The 19,717-nt window shown below is 33.6% G+C and carries 23 protein-coding genes and 1 riboswitch; of the genes, 7 read left to right on the top strand and 16 right to left on the bottom strand.

Going from position 1 to position 19,717, the window contains the following annotated elements; translation table 11 throughout:
* Positions 1–37: 37 nt before the first annotated feature.
* Positions 38–1,120: a flavodoxin-dependent (E)-4-hydroxy-3-methylbut-2-enyl-diphosphate synthase gene (ispG, locus tag CRO00_RS15535; protein ID WP_097074580.1), complete on the top strand. Its 1,083-nt coding sequence runs from the start codon at positions 38–40 to the stop codon at positions 1,118–1,120.
* A 37-nt stretch (positions 1,121–1,157) separates the two neighbouring features.
* On the top strand, positions 1,158–1,733 hold the full coding sequence (locus tag CRO00_RS15530) for a hypothetical protein (protein WP_097074579.1): 576 nt from the start codon (positions 1,158–1,160) through the stop codon (positions 1,731–1,733).
* Positions 1,734–1,771: 38 nt separating this feature from the next.
* Here CRO00_RS15530 and CRO00_RS20335 read toward each other — a convergent pair whose 3' ends face one another.
* A complete protein-coding gene (locus CRO00_RS20335; protein WP_202615693.1) occupies positions 1,772–1,912 on the bottom strand; it encodes a hypothetical protein in 141 nt (46 codons plus the stop codon).
* Between the two features lie 152 nt (positions 1,913–2,064).
* Here CRO00_RS20335 and CRO00_RS15525 point away from each other — a divergent pair, with 152 nt between their 5' ends.
* Positions 2,065–2,565, top strand: coding sequence for a hypothetical protein (locus CRO00_RS15525; RefSeq protein ID WP_097074578.1), 501 nt, complete (start codon positions 2,065–2,067; stop codon positions 2,563–2,565).
* Positions 2,566–2,699: 134 nt separating this feature from the next.
* Positions 2,700–4,847 (top strand): putative bifunctional diguanylate cyclase/phosphodiesterase, encoded by a 2,148-nt coding sequence (locus CRO00_RS15520; protein ID WP_097074577.1) that lies wholly within the window; start codon positions 2,700–2,702, stop codon positions 4,845–4,847.
* A gap of 51 nt (positions 4,848–4,898) precedes the next feature.
* On the opposite strand, the gene CRO00_RS15515 is transcribed toward CRO00_RS15520, so the two are convergent.
* Complete coding sequence (locus CRO00_RS15515; RefSeq protein ID WP_097074576.1) at positions 4,899–5,534, bottom strand: alpha/beta hydrolase; 636 nt, start codon at positions 5,532–5,534, stop codon at positions 4,899–4,901.
* Positions 5,535–5,733: 199 nt separating this feature from the next.
* Between CRO00_RS15515 and CRO00_RS15510 the strand changes: the two genes are divergently transcribed.
* Together CRO00_RS15510 and CRO00_RS15505 are read left to right on the top strand one after the other, a co-directional pair.
* Positions 5,734–7,110, top strand: a complete 1,377-nt coding sequence (locus CRO00_RS15510) for an L-cystine transporter (protein ID WP_097074575.1) — start codon at positions 5,734–5,736, stop codon at positions 7,108–7,110.
* A 330-nt stretch (positions 7,111–7,440) separates the two neighbouring features.
* Positions 7,441–8,037: a hypothetical protein gene (locus CRO00_RS15505; protein ID WP_097074574.1), complete on the top strand. Its 597-nt coding sequence runs from the start codon at positions 7,441–7,443 to the stop codon at positions 8,035–8,037.
* Positions 8,038–8,086: 49 nt separating this feature from the next.
* On the opposite strand, the gene CRO00_RS15500 is transcribed toward CRO00_RS15505, so the two are convergent.
* The 11 genes from CRO00_RS15500 to CRO00_RS15450 all read right to left on the bottom strand — a co-directional run bounded on the left by CRO00_RS15500 (position 8,087) and on the right by CRO00_RS15450 (position 15,282).
* The gene (locus CRO00_RS15500; protein WP_097074573.1) at positions 8,087–8,404 is read right to left on the bottom strand and encodes a heme oxygenase; all 318 of its coding nucleotides are present in this window, start codon (positions 8,402–8,404) and stop codon (positions 8,087–8,089) included.
* Positions 8,405–8,422: 18 nt separating this feature from the next.
* Positions 8,423–9,097, bottom strand: a complete 675-nt coding sequence (locus tag CRO00_RS15495) for a hypothetical protein (RefSeq protein WP_097074572.1) — start codon at positions 9,095–9,097, stop codon at positions 8,423–8,425.
* Positions 9,094–9,588 (bottom strand): ECF transporter S component, encoded by a 495-nt coding sequence (locus CRO00_RS15490; RefSeq protein WP_097074571.1) that lies wholly within the window; start codon positions 9,586–9,588, stop codon positions 9,094–9,096. Before CRO00_RS15490 ends, CRO00_RS15495 begins: the two co-directional genes overlap by 4 nt.
* Positions 9,575–10,003 (bottom strand): bifunctional adenosylcobinamide kinase/adenosylcobinamide-phosphate guanylyltransferase, encoded by a 429-nt coding sequence (locus tag CRO00_RS15485; protein ID WP_097074570.1) that lies wholly within the window; start codon positions 10,001–10,003, stop codon positions 9,575–9,577. The genes CRO00_RS15490 and CRO00_RS15485 overlap by 14 nt, the downstream gene beginning before the upstream one ends.
* Entirely contained in the window at positions 9,955–10,554 is a 600-nt protein-coding gene (locus tag CRO00_RS15480; RefSeq protein WP_097074569.1) for a histidine phosphatase family protein, read from the bottom strand. Before CRO00_RS15480 ends, CRO00_RS15485 begins: the two co-directional genes overlap by 49 nt.
* Positions 10,527–11,294, bottom strand: a complete 768-nt coding sequence (gene cobS / locus CRO00_RS15475; RefSeq protein ID WP_161946707.1) for an adenosylcobinamide-GDP ribazoletransferase — start codon at positions 11,292–11,294, stop codon at positions 10,527–10,529. Before cobS ends, CRO00_RS15480 begins: the two co-directional genes overlap by 28 nt.
* 13 nt (positions 11,295–11,307) lie before the next feature.
* Positions 11,308–11,871 carry a bifunctional adenosylcobinamide kinase/adenosylcobinamide-phosphate guanylyltransferase gene (locus CRO00_RS15470; RefSeq protein ID WP_237658441.1) on the bottom strand — a complete coding sequence of 188 codons (564 nt, stop codon included), beginning with the start codon at positions 11,869–11,871 and terminating at the stop codon, positions 11,308–11,310.
* Positions 11,872–11,925: 54 nt separating this feature from the next.
* Complete coding sequence (locus CRO00_RS15465; RefSeq protein WP_097074567.1) at positions 11,926–12,852, bottom strand: ABC transporter substrate-binding protein; 927 nt, start codon at positions 12,850–12,852, stop codon at positions 11,926–11,928.
* Between the two features lie 137 nt (positions 12,853–12,989).
* A riboswitch (cobalamin riboswitch) is annotated at positions 12,990–13,166 on the bottom strand.
* 84 nt (positions 13,167–13,250) lie between these two features.
* The gene (locus CRO00_RS15460) at positions 13,251–13,661 is read right to left on the bottom strand and encodes a Fur family transcriptional regulator (protein WP_097074566.1); all 411 of its coding nucleotides are present in this window, start codon (positions 13,659–13,661) and stop codon (positions 13,251–13,253) included.
* A 6-nt stretch (positions 13,662–13,667) separates the two neighbouring features.
* Complete coding sequence (locus tag CRO00_RS15455; protein ID WP_097074565.1) at positions 13,668–14,519, bottom strand: metal ABC transporter permease; 852 nt, start codon at positions 14,517–14,519, stop codon at positions 13,668–13,670.
* A gap of 16 nt (positions 14,520–14,535) precedes the next feature.
* The gene (locus tag CRO00_RS15450; RefSeq protein ID WP_097074564.1) at positions 14,536–15,282 is read right to left on the bottom strand and encodes a metal ABC transporter ATP-binding protein; all 747 of its coding nucleotides are present in this window, start codon (positions 15,280–15,282) and stop codon (positions 14,536–14,538) included.
* Between the two features lie 129 nt (positions 15,283–15,411).
* Between CRO00_RS15450 and CRO00_RS15445 the strand changes: the two genes are divergently transcribed.
* Positions 15,412–15,663: a DUF2624 family protein gene (locus CRO00_RS15445; RefSeq protein WP_097074563.1), complete on the top strand. Its 252-nt coding sequence runs from the start codon at positions 15,412–15,414 to the stop codon at positions 15,661–15,663.
* 32 nt (positions 15,664–15,695) lie between these two features.
* Here CRO00_RS15445 and dacB (CRO00_RS15440) read toward each other — a convergent pair whose 3' ends face one another.
* The 3 genes from dacB (CRO00_RS15440) to CRO00_RS15430 all read right to left on the bottom strand — a co-directional run bounded on the left by dacB (CRO00_RS15440) (position 15,696) and on the right by CRO00_RS15430 (position 19,715).
* Positions 15,696–17,135: a D-alanyl-D-alanine carboxypeptidase/D-alanyl-D-alanine endopeptidase gene (dacB, locus tag CRO00_RS15440; protein WP_097074562.1), complete on the bottom strand. Its 1,440-nt coding sequence runs from the start codon at positions 17,133–17,135 to the stop codon at positions 15,696–15,698.
* Positions 17,136–17,322: 187 nt separating this feature from the next.
* The gene (dacB, locus tag CRO00_RS15435) at positions 17,323–18,750 is read right to left on the bottom strand and encodes a D-alanyl-D-alanine carboxypeptidase/D-alanyl-D-alanine endopeptidase (protein ID WP_097074561.1); all 1,428 of its coding nucleotides are present in this window, start codon (positions 18,748–18,750) and stop codon (positions 17,323–17,325) included.
* A gap of 77 nt (positions 18,751–18,827) precedes the next feature.
* On the bottom strand, positions 18,828–19,715 hold the full coding sequence (locus CRO00_RS15430) for a deoxyribonuclease IV (RefSeq protein ID WP_097074560.1): 888 nt from the start codon (positions 19,713–19,715) through the stop codon (positions 18,828–18,830).
* Positions 19,716–19,717 lie beyond the last annotated feature (2 nt).

Below are 19,717 nucleotides of genomic sequence, written 5' to 3'. Positions count from 1 at the left end.
TTTAACATACGTACCTTTATAAAAGGAGAGAATCTTCATGAGTGAACTAATTCACCGTTCAAAAACGCGTCCTGTGCGTGTAGGTAATTTAACGATTGGTGGTAGTAATGAACTATTCATCCAAAGTATGTGTACGACAAAAACACATGACGTTGAAGCAACGGTAGCTGAAATTCTTCGATTAGAAGAAGCTGGTTGTCAAATTGTACGCGTAGCTGTTCCTGATGAACGTGCTGCAAATGCGATAGCTGATATTAAAAAACGTATCCATATTCCGTTAGTAGCGGATATTCATTTTGACTATAAGTTAGCTTTAAAAGCGATTGAAAACGGCATTGACAAAGTACGTATTAACCCAGGAAATATCGGTCGCCGTGAAAAAGTTGAAGCAGTAGTAAATGCTGCTAAAGCAAAAAATATTCCAATACGAATTGGTGTTAACGCTGGTTCATTAGAGCGTCACATTTTAGAAAAGTATGGTTACCCTACTGCTGATGGAATGGTAGAATCGGCACTACACCATATTAAAATATTAGAAGACTTAGATTTCCACGATATTATAGTATCAATGAAAGCTTCCGATGTTAACTTAGCAATTGAAGCTTATGAAAAAGCAGCTCAAGCGTTTGATTATCCTCTACACTTAGGAATTACTGAATCAGGAACATTATTCGCGGGTACTGTTAAATCTGCTGCTGGACTTGGTGCTATTTTATCTAAAGGGATTGGTAATACTTTACGTATTTCACTATCAGCAGATCCAGTGGAAGAAGTAAAAGTTGCACGTGAACTGTTAAAATCATTTGGTCTAGCTTCAAATATGGCAACTTTGATTTCTTGCCCTACTTGTGGTCGTATTGAAATTGACTTAATTTCAATCGCTAATGAAGTAGAAGAGTATATTTCAAAACTTAATGTACCATTAAAAGTTGCTGTACTTGGTTGTGCAGTAAACGGACCAGGTGAAGCTCGTGAAGCGGATATCGGTATTGCTGGTGCACGCGGAGAAGGGCTATTATTTATGAAAGGTAAAACCGTTCGTAAAGTTCCTGAAGCAACAATGGTAGAAGAATTGAAAAAAGAAATTGATAAATTAGCTGCAGAAATGGCTGAAAAATAGATGAAGAAGAAAAATCTCTGAACAAGGAGGTTTTAATATGTCTCAAGTTAAAACACGGTTTGGCATCGATATTGATGGAACTGTAACTACACCGGATACACTTATTCCACATATTAACAAACAATATAATACAAATATTGTGTTAGACGATGTGATTGAATATGATTTTTTAAGTGCTTTTCCTCATCCTGTTGACCGAAAAGAATTTGCAAAATGGTTTAAGGAAAATGAAGGATATATGTACTCTGTAAGTCATATCGCAAAAGATGCTAAAGCTATTCTAGAACAATGGCAACATCAATATGAACTTATTTATATTTCAGCCCGTGATACAAGTGTTTATGGGATTACACATAAATGGTTTGAAGAAAACCAGGTACCCTTCCATCACATTGACTTAATTGGTAGTCACGACAAATTAGAAGCAGCTAAAAATCATGGAGTCGAAGTTTTTTTTGAAGACAAACATGATAATGCTGTAATGTTAGCAGAAGAGTTAAAAATACCTGTCATCTTATTTGATACACCATATAATCGAAAAGCTGTTCCGAAAAGTGTCGTACGAGTTAATAATTGGCTTGAAGCGAACAGATGGATCAAACAACATTTCTAAAAAAAGGCAACATGTCCAAAGTGAACATGTTGCCTTTTCTATACCTCTAAATACTCTCCCAAAATCCCTTTCTTCCATCGTTCTACAAACGTTTCAAATGGAATGCCATAAAGGTTGTAAATATCAAAATAGACAAAATAAACACCTAGTCTTTCTAAAACATCATCATCAATTTTCATTTTATCTTCCCCCCAAAACCATTCCAGAAATCATTGAAGCTTGTCCAAATTGCTGTTACAAAAAATTCATAATCATTGTAAATTCGCTTCTTTTTAATAAGGACATTTCCGATAAGATAAAATTAACTAGAGATACATTGGAGGTTTTAGTTATGCAAAAATTACCATTACTACTTTTAGCATCTATTTTTTTATTTTTACTAACAGGCTGTACCGACCAACTAACCGACATTAAGAAAGCGGTTTCAGAAATAGATTCTTCTGCAAGTAAGGCTGCTAATGCAATTTCAAAGGATGCACATACAATTCGTGCGATAGAAATTGAATATAATAATGAAGTATTTTCAATCAATGATTTATTTGAATCTATTTTACGCGACATACAGTGGGAATATGAAAATTTTGATGAACTACAAAAATTAAAAGTAAAAGGCACGTGGAAAGAAGGCCTTTTTGAAAGTTATCATTTTTCAGAAGCTCAAAAATCTAAACTAATTACTAATGGCAAAGTTACAGTTGAATTTGAAATAGTTGATCAGCAAATTTCATCGGATTCAGCTGTTGTAAAGTTAATATTAGAAAAAGAACTATTAGTGGATGAAAAAGGGATAAAAGCACTAGAATTATTATATGACTCTTATTTATCAAAATAATAAAATTTAACTGTTTTATATTTCTATTTTTTATAAAAATTTAAATTATTTTCAAATAATTCTCCTCTCTAATTAACATTTCTGATATACTTACTGTACAATAGTTTAACCTGTTTTTCGGGAGGGGAAGAATAATGGGTAATTCAGATATGCCCTTAAAAAAGGAACAATTATTTGCATTCCTCTGTAACATTAGTGAACAATATCATATTGGTATAGCTATTGTTGATATAAATGAACCAAACAACCCATTCGTTTTTCTTAACGATGCATTTTTGCACTTAACTGGTTATGAAAAGGATGAATTGATCGGAAGGAATATAACTATATTAGAGGGTCTAAGAACTAATAAAGAAACACAAGAGGAATTTGAATACCATTTAATACATAAAACACCCTTCCGTCTAAATTTATTGCATTACCGAAAAGATCAAGTTGCCTTTTGGAATCATATTTCCTGCGAACCAATTAAAGATGACAATGGTCAAATACAATACGCAATGCTTCATTGTAGCGATATTACAGAACTAATGTTAGGAAAAATGCTTTCAAAACTAGAACATGAAGTATATTCAGAACTTGAAAAAGGTGTAGAGTTAGTTGATATTTGTAACCTAATTACAAAACAAGTAGAACGCTATTATATACGTGATATTTACTGTTCCATACATTTTGTCAAAAGTATAAGTGAAATTGTACCAATCGCAAGTGGTTCACTCTCGTTAGAATCGATAAAGGCCATTCATAAAATGGACATTAATTCGACAAAAGGATGCAATGAACGAGCCATATATATTGAACAGCTATCACATGAATCTTGTCAAAAGATTAATGCAACTATTAAAAGTTGTTGGACAAAGCCAATATTTAATAACGATCAACAACTAATAGGTTATGTTTCAATTTATTTAAAAAATAATGCTGAACCTAGGCAACCTGATATTCATTTTTTAAATAAGCTTTCACCAATTATAGGATTATCAATAAAATATGCTGAACAAAAACAACAACTTCAAAGGTTAGCCTATTTTGATTTGTCTTCTGGCATCCCTAATTACAACTATTTTTATACAAATTTAAAACAGTGGGCAGAACAAGATATTAAAGGATATATTTTATTAACCCAACCAAGTGAATATGCAAGTATTGTTGATTTATTTGGTAGAAAAATTGGCGATAAGTTAATTGGTCAGTTAATTGAACGTTTAGAAAGTATTTACGATCTCAATACCGACATCATTTATGGACGCTTTTCAAATTCAACATTCATCCTTGCAACGAAATTACCATCTCTTGAGATTGATAACTTAATTAAAAAACTATTTGAAATTACAAACACACCCTTTTCAATTGCTGAGAGAGAAATTTTTATTTCATTAAAAATCGGTATTGCAAATTTTGATGAAACAATTTCAATCGATGAAAGTATTCGTAGATCGGATATTGCTCTTACAAAATCAAGTAATCAAAAAGGTGCTGTTGTTTCTTACTTTGAAGCAGAAACAGATGAGAAAATTCAACGAGAACTTGAAATTGTTAACCAATTAACACATGGACTTCAAAATGATGAATTCACCATTCATTTGCAACCAAAAGTAAACCTGCTTACTGCTGCCATAGAGGGATTTGAGGCTCTAGCAAGATGGTATTCTCCTGTTCTTGGTCCGATTTCTCCTGCTGAGTTCATCCCGATCGCTGAACAAACAGGGAAAATTAGCCAGGTAGATAATGTCGTTCTACAGAAAGTCCTAAAATTCCAAAATGAACGGAAAAGTAAAGGTTTAAAATTGGTGCCAATATCGGTTAATATTTCACCTGTTCACTTTTACCGTGAATCATTTGTTGATGATTTCATTTCTCTTGTAAACAAATATGAAATAAGCCCGGAATTTATAAAAATTGAAGTAACAGAAAGCGTTGAATTATTCGATCATCGGAAAGCAAAAGAAATCTTAATTGAGCTAAAAAAATATGGGTATGAAAGTTCAATTGATGATTTTGGAGTAGGATTTTCAAGTTTAAGCTATTTACAGCAACTTCCCTTCTCAGAAATAAAAATTGATCGAAGTTTTATAAACGGCATCGAGGATAATGGAATGCATGCTGTGGTTCAGACAATTGTTCAACTAGCTTCCAACTTAAAAATGCATGCAGTTGCTGAAGGAATTGAAACAGCGGAGCAATATAAGTTATTGCAAAAAATGGGATGTCGTACAGGACAAGGTTATTATTTCCATAAACCTATGCCAATTGAAGAGGCTGAGAAACTATTAGATGCTTAATATGTTTAAAACCGTAGTGAGAAGACAAGCCCACTACGGTTTCTTTGTGAATTAATATAAATCTTCCGCAATAAACGATACTAAGTCTTGAATATTATCCGGTGTAACACCATGTCCGTCCGGATACGTTTTATATGTAACTGCCGCTTTCTGTTCTTCAAAAAAGTTTTTGCTATCTTCTCCCCAAGCTATTGGATAGACATAATCATATTCTCCGTGAGAAATGAATATTTTTGATTGATCTATCGGCATTTTTACATAATCAGACTTTACAAAATCAGGGATGAAGCCACTAAGTGCAACTGTTCCACGAATATGATTTCCCATAACTACAGATAAAGTTTCCGCAACAACGGCTCCTTGGTTAAATCCTACTAAGTAGATTTTGTCTTTATTTAAATTAAACTCCTTTATCGCTTCTAAAATAAAATCTCTTGTAAAAACGATCATTTGATCAAACACTTTTCTTTCTGGTTTTCCTTCCTCAGCAAATGTATAAAATGCATAACCAGGAGAATGTGTAATCGGTCCTCTTAAACTGAATATATGACAATGCCCCTTAAATTGTCCTACTAATTGGAGCAAATCTTCCTCATTGCTTCCTAATCCATGAAGTAAAAAAATAGCAGGTCTATTTCCATCATTATTTTCAGGTAGTAAATGTTTAAATGTATACGGTGAATTCATTGTCGAACTTTCCTTTCACTTATTACTTGACCAATAATTATTGTAACAAAATTACTCATTTAGCGCGACGCAAAAGATACTAGTTTAAATTATGAATAAAAAGCAATGAATTCCTCAATATAAAAAGGAATAATTAGTTGAGAGATCATCCCTTACCATAATCCAATTAATTATAAATTGATTTTAGGGGGAAAAGATATTGATTACTATTATTAATGTAATTATTTTACTTATTTTATTAGTATTTTTACGCTATTTAAATAAAAAGCATGTAAAATTCTCCAACCGAGTTTTTATTGGTTTACTATTGGGAATCGTTTTAGGTCTAGTTCTCCAACTTATTTATGGTGCCACTTCCGAAGAGATTACTAATACTGTTGCATGGTATAACATCATAGGAACAGGATATGTAAAACTGCTTCAAATGGTGGCCATGCCTTTAGTATTTATTTCAATTTTATCAGCTTTTACGAAATTAACATTAGGAAATAATTTAGGGAAAATCGCTGGCCTTATCTTACTAATTTTAGTTGGTACAACAGCGATTTCAGCAGGAGTTGGAATAACCTCTGCAACACTCTTTAACTTAAATGCATCACAATTAGTACAAGGAGAAGCGGAGAAAGAACGCGGTGCATCTTTAGAAGAAAAAACAACTGAAGTCACAAGTTTACCTGAACAAATAATTGAACTATTCCCTGCAAACCCATTTTTAGATTTAACAGGTGCTCGGTCTACTTCCACAATTGCGGTCGTAATTTTTGCTGCATTTTTAGGTTTCTCTTATTTACGTGTTGTACGTAAAGATGAAGAAACATCTAAAATGATAAAAAAAGGAATTGAGGCAATCTACTCTCTCGTAATGGGGATAGTCACAATTGTTTTACGATTAACACCTTATGGAATTTTAGCAATTATGGCACGCACAGTTGGAACAAGTGATTTTGGTGCAATTTATAATTTAGGAAAATTTGTTATAGCTTCGTATGTAGCACTAATCGTTGTCTTTATTATACATCTTTTAATTATTCTACTATCTGGTTTAAGTCCAATAATTTATATGAAAAAGGCTGGTGAAACATTATTATTTGCTTTCACATCACGCTCAAGTGCAGGTAGTTTACCATTAAATTTGAAAACACAAGTGGATCGTTTCGGAGTGCCCGATGGAATTGCAAACTTTGCAGGTTCATTTGGTTTATCAATTGGACAAAATGGTTGTGCTGGGGTATATCCTGCAATGTTAGCGATAATGATTGCACCAACAGTCGGTATAAATCCACTAAATCCTACATTTATCATTACAGTAATTTTTATTGTTGCTATCAGTTCTTTCGGTGTTGCAGGTGTAGGTGGAGGGGCTACTTTTGCTGCAATTATCGTACTATCTGCCCTCGATTTACCTGTTGCTCTCGCTGGTGTGTTAATTTCTGTTGAACCTTTAATCGATATGGGCCGAACTGCGTTAAATGTAAGTGGTTCTATGGTTGCTGGTATCACAACGTCTCGAATTACTGGCGAAATAAATAAAGAAGTTTATCATGATCCAATCTTAAAGGACCTTGGAGAAACATAAATTACTTAAGCTGCATCAAACGTCATTACTTAAATGGCTTTGAGCAGCTCTTTTTTATTACCTATTCTTATTGGAAAAGGGTTGAATGTGCATTTTTTTACTAAGGATTATTACACTTTATAAAAAAATATTATCTATAACCCTTCACATAGTTATATTTAACTAATTTTAATACATTTTACATCGTTCATAATTTCAAACTAGTTATTTTGTCTATATTTTGTTTTTTTTGATTGTCAACCATAGTCTAGTTTAGGTAAACTGTTTAGTAGATACTAAAATATTACATTTTTATAGATATATTACTAATTACTTAAAGGGGTGTTTATGATGTATCACGTTATTACTGTTGATAGAAGTCTATTTTATATTGAACAACATCATGTTGACACTTTCCTATCAATAGCGGAGAAATTAAAAGACTACTCTTATATCGTAAAGGACGGAGGAATGACTCAAGAGGATGCATGGGTTGTTGCCTTTAATGCTTGGTTATTATTGCTTCCTGACGATCACATTATTATTCAATCTGTCGAAAAATCTCTTTATTATAGTTCAAACTATATTATTTACAACGCGTTAAGAAAAGATAATCATTTTCAAAACTTAAAACAACGAAAAGTGGCTTCACCTGAATTTTTCTACATAGCGTCTCTATTTTTTGCATCTGGTTTAAATGATTGGATTTTATCTGTGATGAATAAATATGATTTATCCTACATGGTAGAGAAGAACAAAGAATTGAAGTACTTTGATGCTCTAGAAGGAACAGAAAGCGAAATTCAAGACTTCTTAAAGGACCAATCACTTTTTGTAAAAGCAGCGATTTTAGAATTGAAAACGGATTCTTTCTCACAAATGCTTAAGAAATGCTGTGATGATGCTTATTTCTTTTTTTTAGAAAATTTCGCAAAACAAAAAATTTAAATGTAAAAAGTCGCCTCAAATTATATTGAGACGACCTTTTTAATTGTCCTTACTTTGAAATAGCAGAAGCAATTTCTGCTACAATAACTTGACTACTGATAACTGGACTATTTGGGTTTGGCTCATCTGACGGACGCTTATGTGCTTGTTTAAATGCATCACTGTTTTTCCAAGCTTCAAAACCTTCCAAATTTTCCCAAAACATCATAACACTCAATTCATCATATTCTTCAAATTGCGTACTTACATGAACCTCTACTTTAATAAATCCATCAAACTGTTGTAATGGACCAGGTTTTGTGAAGTTCGGTGCCATTTTATGAGCCATTCCTTTTTTCACATTGATACGGTTTGTAACTGAATACATAATATTCTCTCCCTTTAACTATTTAATAATTAGTTGTTCAACTGGTACGGAAACAATTTCGTAAAATTGCTCCAACTGTTCTCGATCAACTGCAACAATTACACAAGTTGAAGGACCACCTGATTTTTCTAACGGTAGTGCACATTCTATTTCATTATTTTTAAAGATTTTCTTACATTCTGCCTTAATTCCTTTAGAACCAACAGGCCATACATGTTTAACAACACCTAATTTTATAAGGAGAATGAGTTCATTTAACTTTGCCACATCATTTAGGTTGTTCACAACTTCTTCCCCTACTAACGGTTTTCCAACAATAAACCAATCACAATTTTCCTCATTTACTTCAAAAGCAATTTTCCCTACTACTGTTAAGCTTAAACCTGATTGCATAGATGTAAAGTTAGATTCTGTTGAGCCGTTAAGTGGTGGCATTTTTTCTCCTATTTCTTCAAAGACCTTTGCAAAGCCTTTTTCATAATCCCCCCATGCTTCCTCACTTGTAAAGTTAGCTAAAAATAAATGAGTTGGCTGTGCTCCCGCGCACCACTGCTCTAATATTGACACACGTGCAGAGTAGTATGCTGCTACTTCATTTGAAACTTTAACATAGTCATGTTCTTTTTCACCAATACATCCCGAATTATCGATGGTTATAATTGTATCTTTATCAATTTTAATTGCATTTCTCATATATGTTTTACCTTTCCACTATTCAAAATTTTAACTAAAATTGGCATAATCATTAAACCAATTATAACATTAATAACCGTTGCAACAAGTAAACTTGGTAGTGCTGAAAAATAAAATGCTGGAGAAATGATAAAATAAAATGGCAATGGAGATAGTATTCCATTTGCAATAATTAAAAAGAACCATTTCAGTATGGTTAAGCCTTTTTTATGTAAAACATTAAATAAAGTAACAATGATAAACATTTCAAAAGCAATTAAAATATGTAATGGCCCAAATGGAAAACCTGATGTGTAAGCTGTTGCGAGATGCCCTAACCCTCCTGCAAAACCAGAGTAAATTGGTGGTAAAAACGCTACACTCAAAAAAGCTGGAGCAGAGTCCAAGGCGGCTGTTGTTATAAAACCAGGTACTTTTATAAAGCTACCAATTACACAAAGAGCTGCGATTAAAGCAGTAAATGTCATTAATTTTAATTTAGAATTGATCATTGTCTACGTCCCCCTTTAATATTTGCGGAATGCCGTACCATATACGAACAACTAGACTACTTTCTTCAAATAATTTTTGGTATAGCCTTCCACACGTATCTCTTAATTTACGTTGTTCTTTATCCATTGGTACAATGCCTCGCCCGAGATCATTGCAAATACAAATAACGTTTGTTTGAGTATCTAACCTCTTGATTGTCTCTGCTAGTTCGTTTGCAATTTTATCCTCATCAACTTCGAGTTTTTTCATAATCATTTTTTCAAAGTTACTTAAAATCACATAGTCTTTTTTCGAAAAATTGCTTAATGGTAGTTCTCCTTCGAAAAAGTGAATGTACTTTTGATTTACATGTAACAACGATTTTTTTACATATTCTCTTTTTCCATTATAGGCTCCACCAATAATGACTCGCATCGTAGCCCCCCTTTTATCGATGTAGTATCTGGCCATTTTAATGTATAAATTGTGCGGTGATTGACAGCTATTTCTTGAAATGATTTTTCAGAAGGTCCAAATAAGGATAATAGGAGTCGAATTACACCACCATGTACGACAAAAGTGTAAGTAGTAGGTTTAACAACAATTTGACGAAAACATTGTGTTACTCGATATGTAAAATGGCGGAAGTTTTCACCATTTGGTGGTGTGATTTCTTCCGGATAATCGATCCACTCACGATATATGGGTAGATTTTTTAACTGTTCATACGTTTTCATTTCAAATTCACCGAAATTAAGCTCCCGTAATGGAAAAAGCGCTTTAAATTGCGCATTGGGAAAGTACAGTTTTGCAGTTTCTGCACATCTATTTAAATCACTGCCATACACAATGTTTGGTTGAAAAGGTAGTTGTAATGGCTGTGAATTTTTTATAATGGGTTCATCCGTCCACCCAACATATTTTTTTAATCTATTTGCTTCAGTTTTCTCATGGCGAATTAAATGAACAATAACAGAATCCCCCATAGCACTAACTCCACTCCTTCATACAATGCACCCATTAAATCACCCGTCATTCCGCCAAAGTTTTTCAATGTCCAATAGCGATAAAAGAAAACAACAACAATCATCGAAAAAAATAACAGAAAGATATTTGACATTGACGTAGATGTAAAAACTAAAAAGATCGAATATAAACAAATTCCAAACCATACTTGTTTATGGTTTACTTGTGATTTAAAATAAGCAGCTAACCCAGTTTGTTTTACATTCTTCATTGTTAAGAAATAAATCAAAATAGATAGTCGACTTATAAAAGGAATCACTACAAAATAGATTAGATGATTTTCAACTGCTCTTAAAAAAAATTCATATAAAAAGGCTACTTTAAGCAGTAATAACACGACTAAACAAATTGCTCCAAAAGCCCCTACTCGTGAATCGTCTAAAATTTCCAATCTCCGTTTTTGATCTTGGTAAGAGAAAAAGGCGTCACCAAGGTCAATCCAGCCATCTAAATGCAAACCGCCTGTCATGACAATGTTGGCAACTACAAGAATAATTGCTAAAAAAAGTCCTGAAAATTGAAAATAACTTTCATTTAAAATCACTATCAGGACACTAGTACCCCCCATCAAAACACCAATTACAGGCATTAAGAAATACATCGAAGTTACTGTTTGGCGATTCATCGGTAATTGCTTGCGAACAGGGATGGAAGTGAAAAATTGAAATGCAAGTAGTAGACCTATCAAACTATTTTTCATTGAGGACACCACCTTATTTCCAACGTTTAGTAATACTATAATCCATTTCATAGGCTTCATCACATACTGATACTAACCACTGATGAAGTTCTCCAAGAATTTTACGGAACAAATCCACTTCTTCAAAATTAGATTTTGGTTCATCTAATACTTCATTAGATACAATGATGATGATCGAATGTTTGTCATTCCATTGTGTGATGAAAGATTTAAATCGATTAAGATAATCCACAATTTTTGTTTGACGTTCTTGTATATTATACTGCTCTGTTTTATATAAGACATTTGTCACCCAAGTTGTAATGCAATCCCAAACGACCACATCACATTGATTAAAATCCAACATTTCAACTGGAAAATCATCTTGGACTTCAATAGTTTTCCACTGAACATTAGACTTGGAGCGATCCTCTTTGTGACGTTCAATCCGTTTTAACATTTCTTCATCAAATGCTACTCCTGATGCTAAATAGTATAAAGACGAACGTTGGTATTTTTTGTAAAGTTCTATTGCATATTTTTCTGCATAGGCACTTTTTCCACTTCTAACTCCACCCGTTATAAAAATAATTGTCATTGTATTCTCCTAAAAAAAGCAAATTCCCTTTGGAAGAATTTGCTTCAAACGTTATTATTTAAATAAATCCGGATAAATGGATGTTGCTATAAGTTCAACTGCTTCACCAATACGAGGACCTGGACGATCTAAAATATCGGCATTCAAATGGTACACTTCTTTATTTTGCACTGCTGTTAATACACCCCAACCTGGTCGAGATAACATTTCAGCAATCGGATCTTCCGAGTTAACTGTTGTAATAATAGCTTCTGGATTACGTTGTAGTAAATCTTCTTCACTTACAGCAAACCATCCTTGTTGATCAATATATAAGTTTTCAACGCCGGCACTATATATTAATTCTTGTTGGAATGTGCCTGAACCAACAGACCAAATATCTGGAGCTGGTGAAATTTCAAAATAAACTTTTTTCTGTTTTTCTAATGAAGCAATTTTTTCCTGAACAGATGTAATTTGTGATTGGATGTTTGCTACTACTTTTTGTCCTTCCTTCTCTACACCCATTACTTCAGCAATTTGTTTAATATCTCCGTAAACATCTTCTATAGAAGCTGCAGATTTAATGACAAATACTTTAATGCCAGCACTTTCTAATTGCTCTACTTGTGTTTCATCGCCCATCGTAAAGGCAAAAACAACATCTGGATTTAATTCTATAACACGTTCATTATTAACTGTGATTGTATCTGACACGCGTTCAATCTTTTTTGCTTCTTCAGGATATGTATCATATTCTGTTGCACCAATTAGTTTATCTCCAACACCTAGTTCAAATAATATTTCTGTATTGCTCGGTTGTAATGAAATAACAGATTGTGGAATAGCCTCAAACGTTACTTCAACACCACGGTCATCTTCTACAGTATAGGTAGCTTCGTTTGGTGTGTCATTTTTTGCTTTATTCGAGTCCTCACTATTACATCCTACTAATAAAATTGTAAAAACGAATGCCGCTAACCACTTTTTATAAATTTTCATTATAATTCCTCTTTCTTCTAGTAAAATTGAATAATAAAAAAGCCACCCAAGAATGGATGGCAATAACTTATGGAATATTTAAATAGTATTTTATATTCAAAAATTTGCCGTACATTCTCTTTATTTCCGAAGAGGTGTGTTACGATAAGAAAAAGATTGGTCTTCTGGCTCATGTTTATCATTTTGAGACCTTCTACACCCCTATCGACAGTGGCATCTCCCAAATTAAAACACATACAGTTGCGGACACAGCTTCGGCATCGCACCGAATTCCCCATTAAGCATCATTTTGCATCTTTTCCCTGCAAGAATATTCAATTATAAAGTAATGTAACATACGAATTTTTAAAATAATATACTTTTATCACAACTAATCGTATTTAGGTTGTTTCGAGTATTTATTGGCAGTTTGGGCATTTTCCGTAAATTTCAAATTTATGGGATTCAATGGTATAGTCCGGCAATTTTTCGCTCATCATTTCCATAGGGCAAACTGGTATTTCTTTTACATTCCCACAATCCATACAAATAAAATGATGATGATGATGCTCTGATTCACATTGCATACGGAAGTTTTTTTCACCGTTTAACTCTGTTTCTTCTAAAATCCCTAGTTCAACAAATGTCGTTAGATTTCGATAAATCGTATCAAAACTCATGCCAGGATAGTCTTTTTTTAATACAGTTAACAAATCGCGTGCCGTTAAATACTTTTCGGACTCGTCAAACATATTTAATATTAGTTCTCTTTTGTCGGTTTTCTTATACCCGCTATTTTTTAATATCTCCCACGCCCGTGTAATATTCACAGTAAATTAGACCCTTTCTGCTTTTATTTTTAATGCTAATTTCTTGCCAAGTATCACAATTAATAAAATAACAATCGATGTTACGACAATTGTTCCTCCTGGTGCAAGATTTAAGTAGAATGCACTTACTAACCCAATTAACACTGCAGCCTCACCAAAAAGGATGGAAAAAAGGATGGTTTGTTTAAATCCCTTTGCAACACGCATACTAGCTGCTACTGGTAAAGTGATTAAGGAAGAAACGAGCAAAATCCCTACAATACGCATACTTGCTGCAATAACTAGTGCTACAACGACCATAAATAAGAGATGGATCGATTTTGCTGGCAAACCACTTGCCTTTGCAAATTCTTCATCAAAGGATAAAACGAACATCTCTTTAAAAAAGGTAAAAAGAAAAAGAAAAACAACGAAAGCAATCGCTACAACAACCCATAAATCCTGCCTTGAGACTGCCGAAACCGATCCAAATAAATAACTCATAATATCGGTATTAAATCCACTTGCTAATGAAATGAAGATTGCACTTAATCCGATTCCGCCCGACATAATAATCGGGATTGCAAGCTCTTCATAATGTTTATAAAGAGTTCGAAGTCTTTCAATTAAAATTGATCCACTTACGGATGCTACAATTCCTAGGTAAATTGGATTTAGAAGAGAAAACATTGTAAACGTTTGACTCAAATATAAGCTTCCTGCAATACCTGCTAATGTTACATGAGATAGTGCATCCGCTATGAGTGACATTCTACGAACAACAATGAACACTCCTAAAAGTGGTGCAATGACCCCAATAATAAGCCCTGAGAAAAAGGCATTTTGTAAAAATTCATATTGTAATATTGCTTCAATCATTTTTACCTTCTCCTCTTTAATGAATCTTTCTTACTGCATGACCTTGCCACTTGTCTAGCTGTTCTTGAGAAATTTCATCAAACTCTTGTTTATACCCATGGAAGTGAATTGTCTGATTAAGACAGGCAACATGACTAATTCGATTAGAAACTGTATCTACATCATGGGTAACTAAAATAATTGTAATATTTTGTTCCTTGTTTAATGAAACCAACATATCATAAAACGATTGGACATTTTCATGGTCAATTCCTACTGTCGGTTCATCCAATACTAATACTTTCGGCTTCGCAATTAGGGCTCTTGCTATAAACACACGCTGTTGCTGACCACCTGATAGCTCTCCAATATTTTTTCCACGGAAACTTTCCATGCCAACAGCTTTTAATGCATCTTGTACTTGTTTCGCAGCATCATTCGGCATACGTTTAAACAACCCAACTTTTTTGGCTAGGCCACTTTTAACAACTTCTTCAACGGTAGCAGGAAAACCAGAATTAAATGCATTGGATTTTTGTGAAACATAACCAATCCATTCTCTATGACGGAACGTATCGTTTGGTTGACCAAAAAGTTTAATTTCGCCTGCAAGTGGTTTTAATAATCCTAGTAAAATTTTTAATAGTGTTGATTTTCCTGAACCATTTGGCCCTAAAATGGCAAGAAAATCCCCTTCATTCACCTTGAAAGAAATATTGTTTAAAACTTGCGTATATTCATATTGAAAAGATACATTTTTCATTTCAATAATTGTTTTGCTCATGTGATCTCTTCTTTCTAATTCATAATCATTACGATTTACATTTTGATAGTATAGTTGATTATAGAGTAAAAGTAAAGAGTAGAACCTTGGAATTGTTGTGACTATTGCTAATTTTGAAAGGATGAAAGTGTGAAGCAATTTGAATTAATTGAAGCTTTTTTATCAATGTCTGATAAAGAGATTGTAAAGTTTGCTAGGCAATATGATGTAGAATTGACGATTGAAGAAGTTGTTAGATTACGTCCATTAGTAAATAAAGCAAACATTACCTGGATTATTACAGGAATTCCAAAAGCCTTTTTAAAAGAAGTTGAGAAAATTATCGGAAAGAAAAAATTAAAAAAACTTCTGCAATATTATGACCTTTACAAACAAAATTGAGGTTTACCTAAATTGGTAAACCTCAACTTTGTTTAATAGAGTTGGTAGATCTTCCTTACTACTGCATCAATCTCGTCTATTTGATTTGAAGATTGATTTTGAGTCATAACAGCAAAGGCAAATGTACGTCCACTTTTTGCAGTAATATATCCAGCTAAAGTATAGACGCCTGTAAGACTACCTGTTTTGGCATGAACTTGATTCAGATAAGGTGCTTGCGTAAAACGTTTTCGTAAAGTACCTCCAACTAAACGATCCTTTTGTCCACCCACAGGTAATGCATTGTAGAGTAAATTATAGTTTTGTTCATTACGAACATTGAGTAACAATAACGATAATTCATTCGTTGAAATACGATTTTGATGGGACATGCCGGAGCCGTCTTCAAATTTCCAATTATTCATATTTAAGCCAATCGAACTTCCGTAGTCATTTAATACTTTTAAGCCAAAGCTTATATGACCTTTCCCATATACTTCATTCCCCATTGTTTTCACTAAGATATCAGCAATACTGTTATTACTTAGCTTCAAAAATGGATTCATTAACGTTTTTAGTGGAATAGAACTTTTCGTATAAAGTAAAGTAGCACTTTCCGGAACTGCCTTTCTCGTTACTTTACTAGTCTTTGAAAATTTTAATCCCGTACTTTCTAAAGTAATTTTTGTTGCGTGAAGTGTATTAATGGTTGGATCTTGTAGTGTAATCCATTCTTTTGTAGAGCTAGCAACAGGAAGATTACCAGTAATAACGATTTGGTTTGTTCGATATTTGCGAATAACTTTTACCGTATTTCTTTGACCTTTTCTTACAGTTTTTGCTTTATTTAAAATTTGCATCCCACTTAGATTTGGCTCTGCTGTAACGTTTGGAGCACGGCCAACACTAGATGGTTTTACGTTAACAATGATTGTACCAGAATCATAATCGCTATTTGGAGACATTGTTAAAGCTGATGTACGAGCTCCATAATAATATGTTTCATCTTCAGGTACAACACCTGGAGTAAGTTGAGATCCTGAAAATAGTGTGTCATCTCCATAAACGTTACCATTTATCGTTCGAATACCTTGGCGTTTAAGGGCAACCGCAAAACTTGAGAAATCTTTTTTATTTAAGGTAGGGTCGCCTCCACCTTTTATGTATACATCACCATTTAGAACGTTATTTTTTACTTCACCATCAATATAGAGTTCCGTTTTAAACCGAAAATCGGGTCCCAATGTATGAAGTGCAGCTGAGGCAGTTAAAAGCTTCATTGTGGATGCGGGCTTTCGACCAATTTCTCCATTTCTTTCATACAACACTTTCCCTGTTTGCAATGAACGTAAAGAAACACTAATATTTGAGTTTCCTAACGAGTTTTGAACGGTAGCGTCTAAACTAGATGCGGCTTTCGCATTATTGACGAATAATACGTTACTTAAAAAGAGCGCGAAAATTAGTATGTATATGGTAAGTTTCTTTTTCATAGTTACCTCCAATCAATTAATAGTAGAATCCTGACAAATTCTTAAACAATTTCTCTTCTATTAATAAGAACGATCCCATTATTTTTATAGCATAATATTAACATAATTAATAGACTATAAATTCCCATTGCAAAAAAGGTATAAAAAAGGACCTAAAAGATTGCATTTTAGACAATCTTTAGGCCTATTAGTATTTAGAAATGATATTTTTAACAACTTCATCAATAGAGTTAAGTGCAGGGATAGATTGATTTTGCGTCATGATAGTAAAAGCGTATGTTTTCCCACTATTTGATTTCACATATCCGGCTAATGTATAAACACCAGATATGCTGCCAGTTTTTGCAACAACATGATTTTTATATGGCTCGACTTGGAATCTCTTTCTTAAAGAACCACCAATTAAACGGTCCTTTCTCCCTCCTATAGGTAAGCTTTCATAAAAGATTTTAAAATTCGGTTCATACTTTACTTTTATTAGTAAGTGTGAAAGTTCATTAGCTGTTACCCTATTTTCATGAGATATTCCGGAGCCATCTTCTAAGTTCCATTGATCCATTTTAAGTCCAATCGCCGTACCGTATGATGTTAAAGCCTTTACACCATAATCTGTTCGTCCTTTTCCATATGTTTCTTTACCAATTGTTTTTACAAGTATATCTGCAATGCTATTATTACTAAGCTTAAGAAATGGTACAATTAAGTTTTTTAATGGTACCGAGTGTTTCGCATAAATCATTTGAGCGTCTATGGGTACTTTTTTCCTTTTTATTTCACTCTTAGTAGCAAAAGATATTCCAGAATCTTCAAAGGTTTCTTTAACCGCATGTAGCGTGTTGATTGTTGGGTCATATAACGTTACCCAATCTTTAAAAGGTTCTCCTACTGGGACATTGCCTGTGATAACAATTGTATCTGATCGATGTTGCCTTTCAATTTCGATTGTCGTCTCTTCACGTGCTGCTACAGTTTTGGCTTGATTTATAACCGTCATTCCACTTAAACTTGGGTCAGCCTGAATTATTGGTGCTTTCCCAATGGAAGATGGAGTGACATGAATAATTATTGAACCAGCATCATAGTCGTTATCGGGAGACATCGTTAAGGCAGTAGTCCGCGCTGCATAATAATAACTTTCATCTGAGGTTGCAACCCCTGGAGTTAATTGAGACCCAGTAAAGACCGTATCATCACCATAAAGGTTTCCTGTTACACTTTGAATACCATAATGTTTTAGTGCATCTGCAAAGGCTTCAAAATTGCGTTTTTGTAGGGTTGGATCTCCTTCACCCTTAATGTAAATATCCCCATCTAAAATTTGTCCTTCAATATCTCCATCAATATAAAGCTTTGTATGAAAACGAAAATTTGAACCGAGAATGTCTAACGCTGCTGCAGCAGTAAGTAGCTTTAAGGTGGATGCAGGCTTCATTGCTATTTCTCCATTTTTTTCGTAAAGAATTTCACCTGTTACCACGTCTCGTACTGAAACACTTATATTGTCATTTCCTAATCGATTTTGAACAACATTTTCTAGATTAAGTGATGCACGTGGCTGACTTATCGGTACAGTCATAAATAGTAAAAAGAAAAATATGATAATGTTCTTTTTCATCTATACCTCCAATGTCCAACTAAAAAAATTGAAAATAAAAAATGCACTAAGCTTAATGTGCTCAGTGCATTTGGTTATTAATCATTTAAGCTTTGAATTTCTTCTGGTTTATATTGGCCAGTTCGCAGCATTTCGATTTCATATTTATATGGTGCTTTTTTATTTTTTGCATCAGACCCGACCCATGGTGTTTCTAATATCTTTGGAATATCTATCAGTACTTCATGGTGAACGATACTGTGCAGAGCTTCAAATCCGATATGGCCAAATCCGATGTTTTCGTGACGGTCTTTTCCTGCGCCACAAACATTTTTACTATCATTGACATGTACGACTTTAATGCGGTCTAACCCGATAATTTTATCGAATTGCTCTAAAACTCCATCAAAATCGTTAACAATATCATAACCTGCATCATGAGTATGACACGTATCGAAACAAACGGATAAACGTTCATTATGTGTAACACCATGAATAATTTGAGCAAGTTCTTCAAAAGTTCTACCAATTTCAGTGCCTTTTCCAGCCATTGTTTCTAACGCAATTTGAACTGGATGCTCCGTCGTTAACACTTCATTTAATCCTTCGATAATTTTGGCAATTCCAGCTTCTACTCCTGCACCGACATGAGCACCGGGATGTAACACGATCTGCGTAGCTCCAATGCTTGCAGTACGTTCAATTTCTTTTTGTAAGAACTCTACACCTAAAGCGAAAGTTTCAGGCTTTGTTGTGTTTGCAATATTAATAATATATGGAGCATGTACCACTATATTTGATAAACCATTTTCCTTCATATGAGATAGACCAGCTTCGATATTAAGGTCTTCTATTGGTTTACGGCGAGTGTTTTGAGGTGCACCAGTATAAATCATAAAAGTGGATGCACCATAGGAAGTTGCTTCTTTACTTGAACCAAGAAGCATTTCTTTCCCACTCATCGAAACGTGTGAACCAATCAACATTC

Source organism: Ureibacillus xyleni (assembly GCF_900217795.1).
Classification (GTDB): Bacteria; Bacillota; Bacilli; order Bacillales_A; family Planococcaceae; genus Ureibacillus; species Ureibacillus xyleni.
Note: the sequence above shows the minus strand (reverse complement) of the source record. Positions and strands in the feature narration are given on the sequence as shown.